At 70.5% G+C, this 14175-nt stretch carries 12 protein-coding genes; 9 read left to right on the top strand and 3 right to left on the bottom strand.

The genetic code is table 11. From position 1 onward, the window contains the following. The 3 genes from ACFQUV_RS21015 to rseP are packed head-to-tail and all read left to right on the top strand — an operon-like array spanning position 1 to position 3318. Positions 1-858: a phosphatidate cytidylyltransferase gene (locus tag ACFQUV_RS21015; RefSeq protein WP_378395638.1), complete on the top strand. Its 858-nt coding sequence runs from the start codon at positions 1-3 to the stop codon at positions 856-858. 31 nt (positions 859-889) lie between these two features. Further along, entirely contained in the window at positions 890-2110 is a 1221-nt protein-coding gene (gene dxr, locus ACFQUV_RS21010; protein WP_129607947.1) for a 1-deoxy-D-xylulose-5-phosphate reductoisomerase, read from the top strand. Positions 2111-2166: 56 nt separating this feature from the next. After that, positions 2167-3318 carry an RIP metalloprotease RseP gene (gene rseP, locus ACFQUV_RS21005; RefSeq protein WP_129607946.1) on the top strand — a complete coding sequence of 384 codons (1152 nt, stop codon included), beginning with the start codon at positions 2167-2169 and terminating at the stop codon, positions 3316-3318. A gap of 31 nt (positions 3319-3349) precedes the next feature. Here rseP and ACFQUV_RS21000 read toward each other — a convergent pair whose 3' ends face one another. Further along, entirely contained in the window at positions 3350-3661 is a 312-nt protein-coding gene (locus ACFQUV_RS21000; protein ID WP_378395635.1) for a hypothetical protein, read from the bottom strand. Between ACFQUV_RS21000 and bamA the strand changes: the two genes are divergently transcribed. The 6 genes from bamA (at position 3660) to lpxB (ending at position 10815) form a co-directional block, all read left to right on the top strand. Further along, entirely contained in the window at positions 3660-6056 is a 2397-nt protein-coding gene (gene bamA / locus ACFQUV_RS20995; protein ID WP_244601770.1) for an outer membrane protein assembly factor BamA, read from the top strand. The genes ACFQUV_RS21000 and bamA overlap by 2 nt on opposite strands. 279 nt (positions 6057-6335) lie before the next feature. Continuing rightward, positions 6336-7412 carry a UDP-3-O-(3-hydroxymyristoyl)glucosamine N-acyltransferase gene (gene lpxD, locus ACFQUV_RS20990; RefSeq protein WP_111387487.1) on the top strand — a complete coding sequence of 359 codons (1077 nt, stop codon included), beginning with the start codon at positions 6336-6338 and terminating at the stop codon, positions 7410-7412. A 10-nt stretch (positions 7413-7422) separates the two neighbouring features. Further along, a complete protein-coding gene (gene fabZ / locus ACFQUV_RS20985) occupies positions 7423-7884 on the top strand; it encodes a 3-hydroxyacyl-ACP dehydratase FabZ (RefSeq protein ID WP_129611652.1) in 462 nt (153 codons plus the stop codon). Positions 7885-7889: 5 nt separating this feature from the next. Further along, positions 7890-8702 (top strand): acyl-ACP--UDP-N-acetylglucosamine O-acyltransferase, encoded by an 813-nt coding sequence (gene lpxA, locus ACFQUV_RS20980; RefSeq protein WP_129611653.1) that lies wholly within the window; start codon positions 7890-7892, stop codon positions 8700-8702. Continuing rightward, positions 8699-9598 (top strand): LpxI family protein, encoded by a 900-nt coding sequence (locus ACFQUV_RS20975; RefSeq protein ID WP_244601771.1) that lies wholly within the window; start codon positions 8699-8701, stop codon positions 9596-9598. Before lpxA ends, ACFQUV_RS20975 begins: the two co-directional genes overlap by 4 nt. Further along, complete coding sequence (gene lpxB / locus ACFQUV_RS20970) at positions 9595-10815, top strand: lipid-A-disaccharide synthase (protein WP_129611654.1); 1221 nt, start codon at positions 9595-9597, stop codon at positions 10813-10815. The genes ACFQUV_RS20975 and lpxB overlap by 4 nt, the downstream gene beginning before the upstream one ends. Positions 10816-10902: 87 nt before the next feature. On the opposite strand, the gene gltA is transcribed toward lpxB, so the two are convergent. Beyond that, the gene (gene gltA / locus ACFQUV_RS20965; protein WP_111387580.1) at positions 10903-12210 is read right to left on the bottom strand and encodes a citrate synthase; all 1308 of its coding nucleotides are present in this window, start codon (positions 12208-12210) and stop codon (positions 10903-10905) included. Positions 12211-12457: 247 nt separating this feature from the next. Further along, entirely contained in the window at positions 12458-13978 is a 1521-nt protein-coding gene (gltX, locus tag ACFQUV_RS20960; RefSeq protein WP_129611655.1) for a glutamate--tRNA ligase, read from the bottom strand. Between the last annotated feature and the right edge of the window lie 197 nt (positions 13979-14175).

Raw genomic sequence — 14175 nt, 5'->3', positions numbered from 1 at the left:
GTGCCCCATGACGCACCGGCCCCACCGCGGCCGGATACCGCCGCTCCGCGGCCCCGCAGCGACACCCTGGTCCGGGTCGTCTCCGCCGTCGTTCTCGCCCCGCTCGCCATCGGCGCCGTGCTACTCGGCGGCTGGCCGTTCGTCCTGTTCTGGACGGTGGCGGCGCTCGGGGTGCACTGGGAGTGGACCACCGCCATCGTCGGGGCCGGCCGCCGGCCGCAGGTGATCGGCACGCTCGTGCTGGCGGCGGCGGGCCTGATGGCCGGCTTCGGCTGGACCGCGGCGGCCGTGCTGGTGCTGGTGGCGGGCGTCGCGCTCGTCGCCGCCCTGGTGGCCGAGCCGCGAGCCTGGAGCGTCGCCGGGCTCGTCTATGCGGGCCTGGTGCTGGCCGGGCCGGTGGTGCTGCGCCAGGACGCGACGCTCGGCATCGCCGCCATCTTCTTCCTGTTCGCCGTGGTGTGGGCCACCGACGTGCTCGCCTATTTCGGCGGCCGGCTGATCGGCGGCCCCAAGCTGGCGCCCTCGATCAGCCCGGGCAAGACGTGGTCGGGCGGCATCACCGGGGCGGTCGGCGGGGTGGCGGCGGGCCTTCTGGTGGCGATCCCGGCCGGGCTGCCGAATCCGCTCGCCGTCGCGGGGCTCGCCTTGATACTCTCGGTTGTTTCACAGGCCGGCGATTTGTTCGAGTCGGCCGTCAAGCGGCGCTTCGGCGTCAAAGATTCCAGCCGGATCATCCCGGGACACGGCGGCCTGATGGACCGTCTCGACGGCTTCCTGGCCGCGGCGGGCGCCGCCGCGCTCTTGGGCGCGCTGCGCGGTGGCCTCGACGGCGCGGCCCGCGGCCTGCTGGTCTGGTGACCGGGATGCGGCGACCCAAGGTGTACTGACCATGAGTGCGGTTCCTCTCAATCCCACCCCGCCTGCCCGGACGAGCGAGCTGAGCGTCACCCTTCTGGGCGCCACCGGCTCGATCGGGTCGAGCACCATCGACCTGATCCGGCGGTCGCGCGACCGCTACCGGGTCGAGGCGGTCACGGCGGCCCGCAACGCCACCGCGCTCGCGGCGCTCGCCCGCGATCTCGGCGCCCGCTTCGCCGCGGTGGCCGATCCGGCCTGCTACGACGAGCTGAAGGCGGCGCTCGCCGGCAGCGGCATCGCGGCGGCGGCGGGCGAGGAGGCGCTGGTCGAGGCGGCCGAGCGGCCGGCCGACTGGGTGATGGCGGCGATCACCGGGGCCGCCAGCCTGCGGCCGACGCTGGCGGCGGCCGAGCGTGGCGCCGTGGTGGCGCTCGCCAACAAGGAATGCCTGGTGTGTGCCGGCAGCCTGTTCATGCGCCGCGCCGCGGCGGCCGGGGCCACGGTGCTGCCGGTCGATTCCGAGCACAACGCCGTGTTCCAGTCGCTGTCCGCCGGCACCCGCGCCGACGTGAAGCGCATCATCCTCACCGCCTCGGGCGGGCCGTTCCGCTCCTGGCCGCTGGAGGCGATCCGCCAGGCGACGCTGGAGCAGGCCCTCAAGCACCCGAACTGGTCGATGGGGCCAAAGATCACCATCGATTCCGCCTCGATGATGAACAAGGGCCTGGAGATCATCGAGGCCCACCACCTGTTCGACGCGGCACCTGAGGAGATCGACGTCCTGGTGCATCCGCAGTCGATCGTCCACGGCATGGTGGAGTTCCGCGACGGCTCGGTGGTGGCCCAGCTCGGCCCGCCCGACATGCGGGTGCCGATCGCCCATTGCCTGGCCTGGCCCGCCCGGATCGCCGGCGCCAACCGGCTGACCTTCGCCCAGATGACGACGCTGACCTTCGAGGAGCCCGACGAGGTGCGGTTCCCCGCCCTGCGGCTCGCCCGCGAGGTGCTGCGGACCGGGCAGGGGGCGCCGACCGTGCTCAACGCCGCCAACGAGATCGCCGTGGCTGCCTTCATCGACCGCCGGATCGGCTTCCCGCACATCGCCGCCCTGGTCGAGGCGACGCTCGAGGCGAGCGCCGCCCGCGGCGTGCTGCGCGAGCCGGAGGCGATCGCGGATGCTCTCGCCGTTGACCATACGGCGCGATCGCTGGCGCGCGACCTCTTGCCGGAAATCGCCGCAAAGGCGATCTAATAGGCTTAACGATCGGTAGCGGTTGTGCTGCCACTCCCCAACACCGAGAGGTCGCGATGGGATCGTCCGTGTTTGCTTCACTCAACGATCTCGGCTGGGGGTTCTTCGGCTATCTGGTTCCGTTTCTTTTCGTTCTCACCATCGTGGTGTTCTTCCACGAGCTCGGCCACTACCTGATCGCCAAGCTCAACGGCATCCGGGTCGACGTCTTCTCGATCGGCTTCGGCCCCGAGATCGTCGGCTTCAACGACCGCAGCGGCACCCGCTGGAAGCTCTCGGCCATCCCGCTCGGCGGCTACGTGAAGTTCTTCGGCGACGAGAACGCCGCCAGCGTGCCCGACCAGAACGCCGTCGCGGCGCTCTCCGAGGCGGAGCGGCGGCAGACCTTCCCGGGCCAGCCGGTGGGCTCCCGGGCGGCCGTCGTGGCGGCGGGGCCTATCGCGAATTTCCTTTTGGCGATCGTGATTTTTGCCGGCATCTTCATGCTGCACGGCAAGCAGGTCACCACCCCCCGCGTGGACGCCGTCCAGGCCGGCAGCGCCGCCGAGGCGGCCGGCTTCGTGGCTGGTGACGTGATTCTGTCGATCGACGGCCGGAAGATCGAGAGCTTCGCCGACATGCAGCGCATCGTCTCGGGTGCCGCCGGCCAGACGCTGCGGGTCGAGGTCGAGCGGGGCGGCGTCGTCCAGAGCTTGCAGGTCGTCCCGACGCTGCGGGAGATCAAGGACAATTTCGGCAATGTCCATCGCGTCGGGGTGCTCGGCATCTCGCGCTCGATGTCGCCCGGCGATGTGAAGTTCGAGTCGGTCGGACCGCTCGCCGCCGTGCGGCTCGGCGCCGAGGAGACCTGGTTCATCGTCGAGCGGACGCTGAGCTACATCGGCGGCGTCGTCACCGGGCGGGAGGCGGCCGACCAGCTCGGCGGGCCGATCCGCATCGCCCAGGTGTCCGGCCAGGTGGCGACCGCGGGATTCGTCGCCCTGCTGCACCTGACGGCGGTGCTGTCGGTGTCGATCGGCCTGCTGAACCTGTTTCCGGTGCCGCTGCTCGATGGCGGGCACCTGCTGTTCTACGCGGTCGAGGCGGTGCGCGGGAAACCCTTGTCGGAGCGCGCCCAGGAGGTCGGGTTCCGTATCGGCTTCGCTCTCGTGCTCATGCTGATGATCTTTGCAACCTTCAACGATATCCTGCACTTGACGTCGTCATAATGTGCCCACATCTCGGCCATAATGTGTGACGTCAGGGCCACTCGTGGCCGGCAAATGGGGGGTGAGGGGACACTCTCTGTTTGCTCCCGGGGGTAAAGCCGATACAAGCGGGGTTGGAATCGATCGCGACGGGCGGCGGTGGGGATTTTTTTGGGGGCCCATAGCGTATGGCACTGGGGTTGAAGACTAATCGGGCGTTCGCCGCGGTCGGCTTGATGATCGCGCAGGCGTTCGCGGCAGGCTCGGTCGGAACCGTGACGGCGTCGGCCGTGACCGTGAAGACGGTGTCGGTCGTGACGGTGTCGGCCTCCGTGATGACGATGGCGACGACGACGCGGGCCATGGCCCAGTCGGCATCGCAGATCGTCGTCGAGGGGAACCGGCGCGTCGAGGCGGATACGATCCGGTCGTATTTCCGGCTCGGCCCGGGCGAGCGGCTCGACGCGGCCAAGATCGACCAGGCCCTCAAGGCGCTCTACGCGACCGGCCTGTTCCAGGATGTGCGGATCTCCCCCGCGGGCGGCCGGATCGTCGTCTCGGTGGTGGAGAACGCGGTGGTCAACCGCGTCGCCTTCGAGGGCAATCGCCGCCTCAAGGACGAGCAGCTCAACACCGAGATCCAGTCGCGCCCGCGCGGCACCTTCTCGCGCGCCATCGTCCAGTCGGACACCCAGCGCATCGTCGAGCTTTACCAGCGCAGCGGCCGCTTCGATGTCCGCGTCGAGCCCAAGATCATCGAGCTTCCCAACGGCCGCGTCGATCTCGTGTTCGAGATCGACGAAGGTCCGAAGACCGGCGTCGCCAAGGTCGTCTTCGTGGGCAACAAGTCGTTCTCCGACTGGCGCCTGAAGGACGTGATCAAGACCGGCGAGACCAATCTTCTGAGCTGGCTCAAGAGCAACGACATCTTCGATCCCGACCGGGTCGAGGTCGACCGCGACCTGATCCGGCGCTTCTACCTGCGCAGCGGCTTCGCCGATGTCCGGGTGGTCGCCGCGACATCCGAGTACGATCCGTCGCGCAAGGGCTTCGTCGTCACCTTCACGATCGACGAGGGCGACCGCTACAAGTTCGGCAATGTCGAGATCCAGTCGTCGGTCCGCAGCATCGACGTCGACCGGCTGCGCGCCAAGCTGCGCACCAAGTCGGGCGGCATCTACAATGCCGATGCGGTGGAGAAGACCGTCGAGGACCTCACCATCGAGGTCGCCAAGCTCGGCTATCCGTTCGCCTCGATCCGGCCGCGCGGCGATCGCGACTTCGGCGCCCGCCTCGTCAACGTCGTCTACGTGATGGAGGAGGGGCAGCGAGCCTATATCGAGCGGATCAACATCCGCGGCAACACCCGCACCCGCGACTACGTCATCCGCCGCGAGTTCGATATCGTCGAGGGCGACGCCTACAACCGCGCGCTCATCGACCGGGCCGAGCGGCGAATCAAGAACCTCAACTACTTCAAGACGGTGCGCGTCACCAACGAGCCGGGCTCGGCGCCCGACCGGGTGATCGTCAACGTCGACGTGGAAGAGCAGCCCACCGGCGAGTTCTCGGTCTCGGGCGGCTACTCGACGGCCGACGGCCTGATCGGCGAGGTGAGCGTCGGCGAGCGCAACCTGCTCGGCCGCGGCCACGTCGCCCGTGCCGCCTTGCAGTACGGCACCCGCGCCCGCGGTTTCGAGCTGTCCTTCGTCGAGCCCTATCTGATGGGGCAGCGCCTCGCGCTCGGCCTCGACGTGTTCGGCAAGGAGACCACGTCGCGCAACTATCTCTCCTACACGTCGAGCACCATCGGCGGGAACATCAAGCTCGGTATCCCGATCACCGACAACATCGTGTTCCAGCCGCGCTACTCGGCCTATCGGCAGGAGCTGAAGCTGCCGGCCGAGTACAACAACTGTAACGATCTCAATCCCAACGCCGCCGCGGGCACCTTCCCGACCCCGCTGCATCAGAACGACGTGTTCCCGAGCAACGGGAATCAGCCGTTCACCTTCAACTGCTACCAGGACGGCGAGGCGTCGCTGGCGGTGCGCCGCGAGCTGGCCAACGGCCCGGTGTTCGTGTCGCTGGTGGGCTTCACCACGAGCTACAACACGCTCGACAACAACAAGGCGCCGACCAACGGCCTCCTGGTCACCCTGACCCAGGACTTCGCCGGCGCCGGCGGCGACGTGAAGTACTCCAAGACCCTGCTCGACACCCGCCTCTACAACGAGGTGCTGCCGGACGTCGTCGCCCTGCTTCGCTTCCAGGGCGGCTATGCCACCGGCTGGGGCGGCAGCGACCTGCGCATGCTCGACCACTTCCAGGGCGGCCCGAACATCGTGCGTGGCTTCGCGCCCGCCGGCTGGGGTCCGCGCGATCTGACCTGGGGCACCAACAACGACGCCCTCGGCGGCTCGATGTTCTGGGGTGCCAGCCTCGAGGTGCAGACGCCGCTGTTCTTCGCTCCGAAGGACTTCGGCATGAAGCTCGCGGCCTTCGCGGATGCCGGCCAGCTCCTCGACTATCGCGGTCCCACCACCTGGGCCGAGCGTGGCCTGATCATGAGCTGCCCGGGTCAGCCGGCCAACGTGGTCTGCTTCGGCGACGACAGCACCATCCGGTCGTCGGTCGGCGTCGGCCTGATCTGGAACTCGCCGTTCGGTCCGCTGCGCTTCGACATCGCCTATCCGCTGACCTACGAGTCCTACGACCGCAAGCAGGTCTTCCGCTTCGGTGGTGGCACCAAGTTCTGATCCCTGCGGGGACGGGAAGCGCGGTGCCGGCTTCGGCCGGCACCGCTTTCGTTTTCGGGCGCCGATCGGTGCCGTTCCGGGGGCCCGCGGCGTCTCGACCGGCGACGATCAGCCGGTGCCCGCAGTTTTGTCCGTGCTTCGCGCGCGGCGGCGTTGTCAGCCGGCCCGGAAACTGGCAACCGTGTCGGCCATGTCTCACCGCCGTTCCGCCGCCCGCCACCGCCCGCAGAAGCCGGGACCGGAGGGCCGGGCGTGCCGCTTCGGGACCACGTCCCCGTCATGACCGAACCCTTCTTCTTCGCGCCGGCGACGGCGCTGACCGTCGCCGAGATCGTCGCCCTGACGGGCGCCGAGCCGAGCCCGGGACTGCCCCTCGACCGATCCATTCGTGACGTCGCGACCCTCGACGAGGCCGGGCCGTCCGATCTCGCCTTCCTGGACAATCCGCGCTACGCCGACGCGCTGCCGCACACCCGGGCGGGCGCCTGCCTGGTCGCCCCGCGCTTCGTCGCCGCGGCTGCCGAGGGGCAGCCCTTGCTGGTCACCCGTGATCCGCATCGGGCCTTCGTCGCCGTCACGCGGGCGCTGTATCCGGCAGCACTCCGCCCGGCTTCCCTGTTCGGCGCCCAAGGGGTGTCACCGGGTGCCATCGTGCATCCGCAGGCCCGGCTCGAAAGCGGCGCCGTGATCGATCCCGGCGCGGTCGTCGGTCCGGGGGCCGAGATCGGCAGCGGCACCGTGATCGGGCCGACCGCGGTGATCGGTCCCGGCGTCCGCATCGGCCGCGACTGCGCCATCGGGGCGGGCAGCACGCTCACCCACACGCTGGTCGGCGACCGCGTCATCATCCATCCGGGCTGTCGCATCGGCCAGGATGGCTTCGGCTTCGTGATGGGGCCGGGCGGCCACCTCAAGGTGCCGCAGCTCCGCCGGGTGATCATCCAGAACGACGTCGAGATCGGCGCCGGCACCACCATCGACCGCGGCGGCACCCGCGACACCGTGATCGGCGAGGGCACCAAGATCGACAACCTCGTCCAGATCGGCCACAACGTGCAGATCGGTCGGCATTGCGTGATCGTCGCCCAGAGCGGCATCTCGGGCAGCACGGTCCTGGAGGACTACGTGGTGCTCGGGGCGCGGGCCGGCACCAACAATCACGTGGTGATCGGCGAGGGCGCCCAGGTCGCCGCCCTGAGCGGCGTCAACAGCGACATACCGCGCGGCGAGCGATGGGGCGGCGCCCCCGCCAAGCCCGCCAAGGCGTGGATGCGCGAGCTGCGGGCCATCAACCGCCTTGCCCAGTCGCGGCCCGGCGGCGATAAGTCCTCAGGATCGAACGACGAAAGGGATTGAGGACGCCGCGATGAACGAGGCTGTCACGAGGGTGGAGGCGGCCGACATCTCGGCCATCCTGAAGGCCCTGCCGCACCGCTATCCGTTCCTCATGGTGGACCGCGTGATCGACATCCGCGGCACCGAGTACGGGGTGGGGATCAAGAACGTCACCGCCAACGAGCCGCAGTTTCTCGGCCATTTTCCCGAGGCGCCGGTGTTTCCGGGCGTGCTGATGATCGAGGGCATGGCGCAGACCGCCGGCGTCCTCTGCATGCTCTCGGGCGACGTCGGCAACCCGCCCTACACGGTCTATTTCACCACTATCGACAAGGCCAAGTTCCGCAAGCCGGTGCAGCCGGGCGACACCATCGCGTATCACATGACGCGGCTCGCCAAGCGCCGCAACATGTGGTGGTTCCGCGGCGAGGCCAAGGTCGGCGACCAGGTGGTGGCGGAAGCCGAGGTCGGCGCCGTGGTGTCGGGATCGTGAGCACCATGGCGGTGAGCATCGATCCGACCGCCCGCGTCGCCGACGGCGCCCGGCTCGCCGACGGGGCCGAGATCGGCCCGTTCTGCACGGTCGGACCGCATGTCGAGATCGGCGCCGGCACGCGCTTGATCTCCCATGTCAACGTCACCGGCCATACCGTTCTGGGTGAACGCAATACGGTCTATCCGTTCGCGTCGCTCGGCACCCCGCCGCAATCGGTGAAGTATGGCGGCGGGCCGACCCGCCTGGTGGTCGGCTCGGACAACGACATCCGCGAGGGTGTCACCATGAACACCGGCACCGAGGGCGACCACGGGATCACCCGGGTCGGCAGCGGCTGCTTCTTCATGGTCGGCTCCCATGTGGGTCACGACTGCACGGTCGGCGACCACGTCACCTTCGCCAACAACGCGGTGCTGGGCGGCCACGTCCAGGTCGGCAACAACGTGGTGTTCGGCGGCCAGGCGGCGGTGCGCCAGTTCGTCCGCATCGGCGACGGGGCGATGATCACCGGCCTGTCGGGCGTGCGCGCCGACGTCATCCCGTTCGGCCTGGTGCACGGGCATTTCGCCGAGGTGGTCGGGCTCAACGTCGTCGGCATGCGGCGGCGTGGCCTCTCCAAGGCCGACATCCACAAGGTCCATCGCGGCTTCGAGGCGCTGTTCTTCGGCCCCGGCACCTTCCGGGAGCGGCTCGAGGCGGTCGCGGCCGAGCTCGGCGACGATCCGCTGATCGGCCAGATCATCGCCTTCATCCGCGGCGGCTCGCGTCCGCTCACCATGGGCGCGAAGCGAGGCGCGCAGCGCGCCGAGCCATGACGGCGGCGGCCGGGGCCACGATGGCCGGCGGCCCCGACGTCGGAGCCGGGGGGGCGCTCGCGGTCGTCTGCGGCGGCGGCCGGCTGCCCGGCACGGTGGCGGCCGCCGTGGTGGCCTCCGGGCGCGACGTGGTGCTGTTCCCGATCCGCGGCTGGGCCGATCCGGCCGTGGTGGCGCCGTTCCGGCATCACTGGATCGCGCTCGCCACCTATGGCCGCCTGGTGCGGCTGATGCGGCAGGAGGGCTGCCGCGATCTCGTCTTCATCGGCGGCGCGGTGCGGCCGGCCCTGTCGGAGCTGCGGCTCGACTGGGGCACGGTGCGGGTGCTGCCGCGGGTGGCGCGCGCCTTCCGGGGCGGTGACGACCACCTGCTGTCCGGGGTCGCCCGCATCTTCGAGGACGACGGCTTCCGGCTGCGCGGCGCCCACGAGGTCGCGCCCGACATCCTGGTGGGCGAGGGGCCACTGGGACGGCGGACGCCGTCGGCGCGCGACACGGCGGACGTCGCCTTCGGGCTCGGCCTGCTGGCCGCCCAAAGCCCGTTCGACGTCGGCCAAGCCGTGGTGGTGGCGGAGCGGCGGGTGCTCGCCGTCGAGGCGGCGGAGGGTACCGACGGCATGCTGGCGCGCGTTGCGGCGCTGCGGGCCGAGGGACGCATCCGCACCCCGGCGGGGGTCGGGGTGCTGGTCAAGGCTCCCAAGATCGGCCAGGACCACCGGCTCGATCTGCCGACCATCGGGCCGCAGACGGTCGACGGTGTCGCCCGCGCCGGGCTCGCCGGGCTCGCGGTGGTGGCCGGCAGCGTCCTCGTCGCCGATCCCCAGGAGGTGGCGCGGCGCGCCGAGGCGGCCGGCCTGTTCGCGGTCGGGGTGACGCCGCCGCCGGAGGGGTCATGAGCACGCCTGCCAGCACGCCTAGCAGTCCGTCCGCCGATGCGTCCGGCCCGCTGGTCGCCGTGGTCGCCACCGAGGCGTCGGGTGATCGGCTCGGCGGCGCGCTCCTCCAGGCCCTGCGGGCGCGGCGGCCGGGCCTGCGCCTCGTCGGGCTCGGTGGTCCCGACATGGCGGCGCAGGGGCTGACCAGCCTGTTCCCGACCGATGAGCTCGCCATCATCGGCCTCACCGCCATCCTGGCGCGGCTGCCGAGCCTGCTGGGGCGCATCCGCGAGACCGCCGACGCGATCGTGGCGGCACAGCCCGACATCCTGGTCATCATCGACAGCCCGGAGTTCACCCACCGGGTCGCCCGCCGGGTGCGGGCGAGCCGCCCGGATCTGCCGATCGTCGACTACGTGTCGCCCTCGGTGTGGGCCTGGCGGCCGGGCCGGGCCAGGGCCATGCGGGCCTATGTGGACCACGTCCTGGCGCTGCTGCCGTTCGAGCCCGAGGCGCATCGCCGGCTCGGCGGGCCGGACTGCACCTATGTGGGCCACCCGCTCGCCGAGGAGGCGCCGCGGCTGCGCCCGTCCGCCGCCGAGGCGGTGCGCCGGACGTCCGATCCGCCGCGCCTGCTGGTGCTGCCGGGCAGCCGCCGGGGGGAATTGGCCCGCCTCGGGGCGCTGTTCGGCGACACGCTGGCGGCCCTGGTCGGGCGCTGCGGTCCGGTCGACGCGGTGCTGCCCACCCCGCCGCATCTCGAAGCGCGGGTCCGCGACGCGGTGGCGAGCTGGCCGGTGACGCCGCGCATCGTCGCCTCCGCCGAGGAGAAATGGGCGGCGTTCCGCTCGGCCCGGGCGGCGCTCGCCGCCTCCGGCACGGTGACGCTGGAGCTGGCGGTCGCCGGGGTGCCGACCGTGGTCGCCTACAAGGTGCCGCTGATCGAGGAGCTGATCGGCCGCGCCCTGATCCAGGTGCCGACCATCGTGCTGGCCAACCTGGTGCTCGGCGACAAGGTGATGCCGGAGCTGATCCAGCGCGACGCGACGCCCGAGGCGCTCGCCGACGCGCTCGCGCCGCTCATGGCCGACACGCCGGAGCGGCGCCGTCAGGTCGCCGCCTTCGCGCGGCTCGACGGCGTCATGGGGATCGGCTCCGCCCGCCCGAGCGAGCGCGCCGCCGACATGGTGCTGGCGGTGCTCGACCGCGGCCGCCGCGGCGCGACGCCGGTCGCCTGATCGGGCGCCCCTCGAAACGAAACCTCGAAACGAAACGGGGCGCCCGAGGCGCCCCGCTTCCGGCATGTCGTTGCCGCGACCCGGATCTCAGGTCCGCCGATCGATCGGCATGTATTCGCGCCGGGTGTGCCCGGTGTAGAGCTGGCGCGGCCGGCCGATCTTCTGGCTCGGGTCCTCGATCATCTCCTTCCACTGGGCGATCCAGCCGACCGTGCGGGCGATGGCGAACAGCACCGTGAACATCGAGGTCGGGAAGCCCATCGCCTTGAGCGTGATGCCCGAGTAGAAGTCGATGTTGGGGTACAGCTTCTTCTCGATGAAGTACTCGTCGTGCAGGGCGACGCGCTCCAGCTCCATGGCGACCTCGAGCAGGTCGTCGTTGACGCCGGTCTCGGCCAGGACCTTGTGGCAGGTCGTCTGCATGATCTTGGCGCGCGGGTCGTAGTTCTTGTAGACCCGGTGGCCGAAGCCCATCAGGCGGAACGAGTCGTTCGGGTCCTTGGCGCGCCGGATGAACTCCGGGATGCGCTCGGGCTTGCCGATCTCGGCCAGCATCTTCAGCGCCGCCTCGTTGGCGCCGCCATGCGCCGGGCCCCACAGGCAGGCGATGCCGGCCGCGATGCAGGCGAACGGGTTGGCGCCCGAGGAGCCGGCGAGCCGCACCGTCGAGGTGGAGGCGTTCTGCTCGTGGTCGGCGTGCAGGATGAAGATGCGGTCCATGGCGCGGGCCAGGACCGGGTTCACCTTGTACTCCTCGCACGGCACCGAGAAGCACATGCGCAGGAAGTTGGAGGCGTAGTCGAGATCGTTCTTCGGATACACGAAGGGCTGGCCGATCGTGTACTTGTAGGCCATCGCCGCGATGGTCGGCATCTTGGCGATCATGCGGATCGAGGCGACCATCCGCTGGTGCGGATCGGAGATGTCGATCGAGTCGTGATAGAAGGCCGAAAGCGCGCCGACGCAGCCGACCATCACGGCCATCGGATGAGCGTCGCGGCGGAAGCCCTGATAGAACCGCGCCATCTGCTCGTGCACCATGGTGTGCCGGGTGACGCGCTGGTCGAAGTCCTTCTTCTCCGCCTCGGTCGGCAGCTCGCCGTAGAGCAGGAGGTAGCAGGTCTCCAGGAAGTCGCCGTGCTCGGCGAGCTGCTCGATCGGGAAGCCGCGGTAGAGCAGGACACCTTCGTCGCCGTCGATGTAGGTGATCTTCGATTCACAGCTCGCCGTCGAGGTGAACCCGGGATCGTAGGTGAAGATGCCGGCTTTGCCGTAGAGCTTGCTGATGTCCAGGACATCCGGGCCGATGGTCCCGTGATGGATCGGGAACGAGTGGCTCTCGTCGCCGATCTTGAGGGTCCCGGTCTTCGTATTGGCGCCCGATTTAGCGTCCATAGGCTCCTCGTTGTCGGGGGCGGGGCGAGCCTGCGGCTCGCTGGCCGTGCGATCGACGCATACACCCGGACGCGCGGCCGCGACTTGCGTACCGCATCTCGTACGGTGCGGCAAGTTGCCGCCCACAGCGACACGCACCACAGGGCTCCGCCGGCCGGGCTATGCGGGCGCCGTCACGGACGGCGTCCGGACCAGCAGCCGTCGCCCGCCGTTCGCGATCGGCGATCCGTCGTCGGGATTCCAGTCGTCAGGATATGGGCGTCGGCGCCGTGCCGGTCGAGGGGCCGGGCGCGAGGTCGTGATCGCCGGCCTGGTCGGCGAGCCGGCCCAGGCACTCGTCCTTGCCGAGCGCCGCCAGCACGTCGAAGATGCCGGGCGAGGTGGTGCGGCCGGTGAGGGCGGCCCGCAGCGGCTGGGCGACTTGACCGAGCTTGATGCCCTGCGTCTCGGCGAACTGCCGGACCGCCGCCTCGGTCGCCTCGGCGGTCCACGGCGCAACCGGCGCCAGCGCCCCGATCAGCCCCGCGATCACCCGCTTGGCGTCCGCGGTGAGCAGCGCCCGCGCCTTGTCGTCGAGCGGGATCGGCCGGTCGGCAAAGACGAAGCGCGCCTGCTCGATCAGGTCGACCAGGGTCTTGGCCCGCTCCTTCAGGCCCGGCATGGCGGCGAGCAGCTTGGCCCGCATGTCCGGGGTCAGCCTGGCGGCGAGCGCGGCGCCGTCGGCGAGGTGCGGCAGCAGGCCGTCCAGCGCGGCCAGGAGGTCGCCGTCCGCGGTCGAGCGGATGTAATGGCCGTTGAGGTTCTCCAGCTTGGCGAAGTCGAAGCGCGCCGGCGAGCGCCCGATCTGCGGCAGATCGAATGCCGCGACCATCTCCTCGGTCGTGAAGATCTCCTGATCGCCGTGGCTCCAGCCGAGCCGCACCAGATAGTTCCGCATCGCCGCCGGCAGGTAGCCCATGGCCCGGTAGGCGTCGACCCCCAGCGCCCCGTGCCGCTTCGACATCTTCGAGCCGTCCGGCCCGTGGATGAGCGGGATGTGCGCGAAGGTCGGCACCGGCCAGCCGAGCGCGTCGTAGATCTGCTTCTGGCGCGCCGCGTTGGTGAGATGGTCGTCGCCGCGGATCACATGGGTGACCCCCATGTCGTGGTCGTCCACCACCACGGCCAGCATGTAGGTCGGCGTTCCGTCCGAGCGCAGCAGCACGAGATCGTCGAGGTTCTCGTTCTGCCAGACGACGCGGCCCTGCACCTGGTCGTCGATGGCGGTCTCCCCGTCGAGCGGCGCCTTGAGGCGGACCACCGGCTGGACGCCGGGCGGCGCCTCGGCTGGGTCGCGGTCGCGCCACAGGCCGTCGTAGAGGCGGGTGCGGCCCTCGGCCCGCGCCTTCTCGCGCATGGCGTCCAGCTCGGCCTGCGAGGCATAGCAGCGGTAGGCGCCGCCCGACGCCAGCAGGCTCTCCACCACCTGGCGATGCCGCTCGACCCGCGAGAACTGGTAGACCGTGTCGCCGTCCCAATCGAGGCCGAGCCAGGTGAGGCCGTCCAGGATGGCGGCGATCGCCGCGTCGGTCGACCGCGCCCGGTCGGTGTCCTCGATGCGCAGCAGCATCTTGCCGCCGCGGGCGCGGGCATAGAGCCAGTTGAACAGCGCCGTGCGGGCCCCGCCGATGTGAAGAAAGCCGGTGGGCGAGGGGGCGAATCGGGTGACGACGGTCTCCGCGGGGACGGTCTTCGGGGCGACGGTCTCGGTGGCGCTGGTGTCGGTCATGGCACGCTGGTTGGGCCGCGCGACCTGGCACGGCGTGAAGACGGGCGCGCCCCTTTAGCACAGGTGCGGCGGAGAGCAATCGCCGGGGCCGGTCCTCCGGCCAACGCCCTTGGCGCACCGACACGAAACTGGCACATAGGCCGGACGATCGTGGCATCCGCACAGGGTGCCGAAGAATGGGCGCCGCCACGCCGGCG

The organism is Rhodoplanes sp. P11, from assembly GCF_964266735.1.
Lineage (GTDB): Bacteria > Pseudomonadota > Alphaproteobacteria > Rhizobiales > Xanthobacteraceae > Rhodoplanes > Rhodoplanes serenus.
This window is presented reverse-complemented; position numbering and strand designations above follow the sequence as displayed.

What these genes read in the sequence shown, in the direction of transcription:
- gltA (WP_111387580.1), bottom strand. Translation starts at nt 12,210, where the DNA reads ATGGACGCTAAATCGGGCGCCAATACGAAGACCGGGACCCTCAAGATC.
- dxr (WP_129607947.1), top strand. Translation starts at nt 890, where the DNA reads ATGAGTGCGGTTCCTCTCAATCCCACCCCGCCTGCCCGGACGAGCGAG.
- lpxB (WP_129611654.1), top strand. Translation starts at nt 9,595, where the DNA reads ATGAGCACGCCTGCCAGCACGCCTAGCAGTCCGTCCGCCGATGCGTCC.
- ACFQUV_RS20975 (WP_244601771.1), top strand. Translation starts at nt 8,699, where the DNA reads ATGACGGCGGCGGCCGGGGCCACGATGGCCGGCGGCCCCGACGTCGGA.
- ACFQUV_RS21000 (WP_378395635.1), bottom strand. Translation starts at nt 3,661, where the DNA reads ATGGCCCGCGTCGTCGTCGCCATCGTCATCACGGAGGCCGACACCGTC.
- gltX (WP_129611655.1), bottom strand. Translation starts at nt 13,978, where the DNA reads ATGACCGACACCAGCGCCACCGAGACCGTCGCCCCGAAGACCGTCCCC.
- bamA (WP_244601770.1), top strand. Translation starts at nt 3,660, where the DNA reads ATGGCCCAGTCGGCATCGCAGATCGTCGTCGAGGGGAACCGGCGCGTC.
- rseP (WP_129607946.1), top strand. Translation starts at nt 2,167, where the DNA reads ATGGGATCGTCCGTGTTTGCTTCACTCAACGATCTCGGCTGGGGGTTC.
- fabZ (WP_129611652.1), top strand. Translation starts at nt 7,423, where the DNA reads ATGAACGAGGCTGTCACGAGGGTGGAGGCGGCCGACATCTCGGCCATC.
- lpxD (WP_111387487.1), top strand. Translation starts at nt 6,336, where the DNA reads ATGACCGAACCCTTCTTCTTCGCGCCGGCGACGGCGCTGACCGTCGCC.
- lpxA (WP_129611653.1), top strand. Translation starts at nt 7,890, where the DNA reads ATGGCGGTGAGCATCGATCCGACCGCCCGCGTCGCCGACGGCGCCCGG.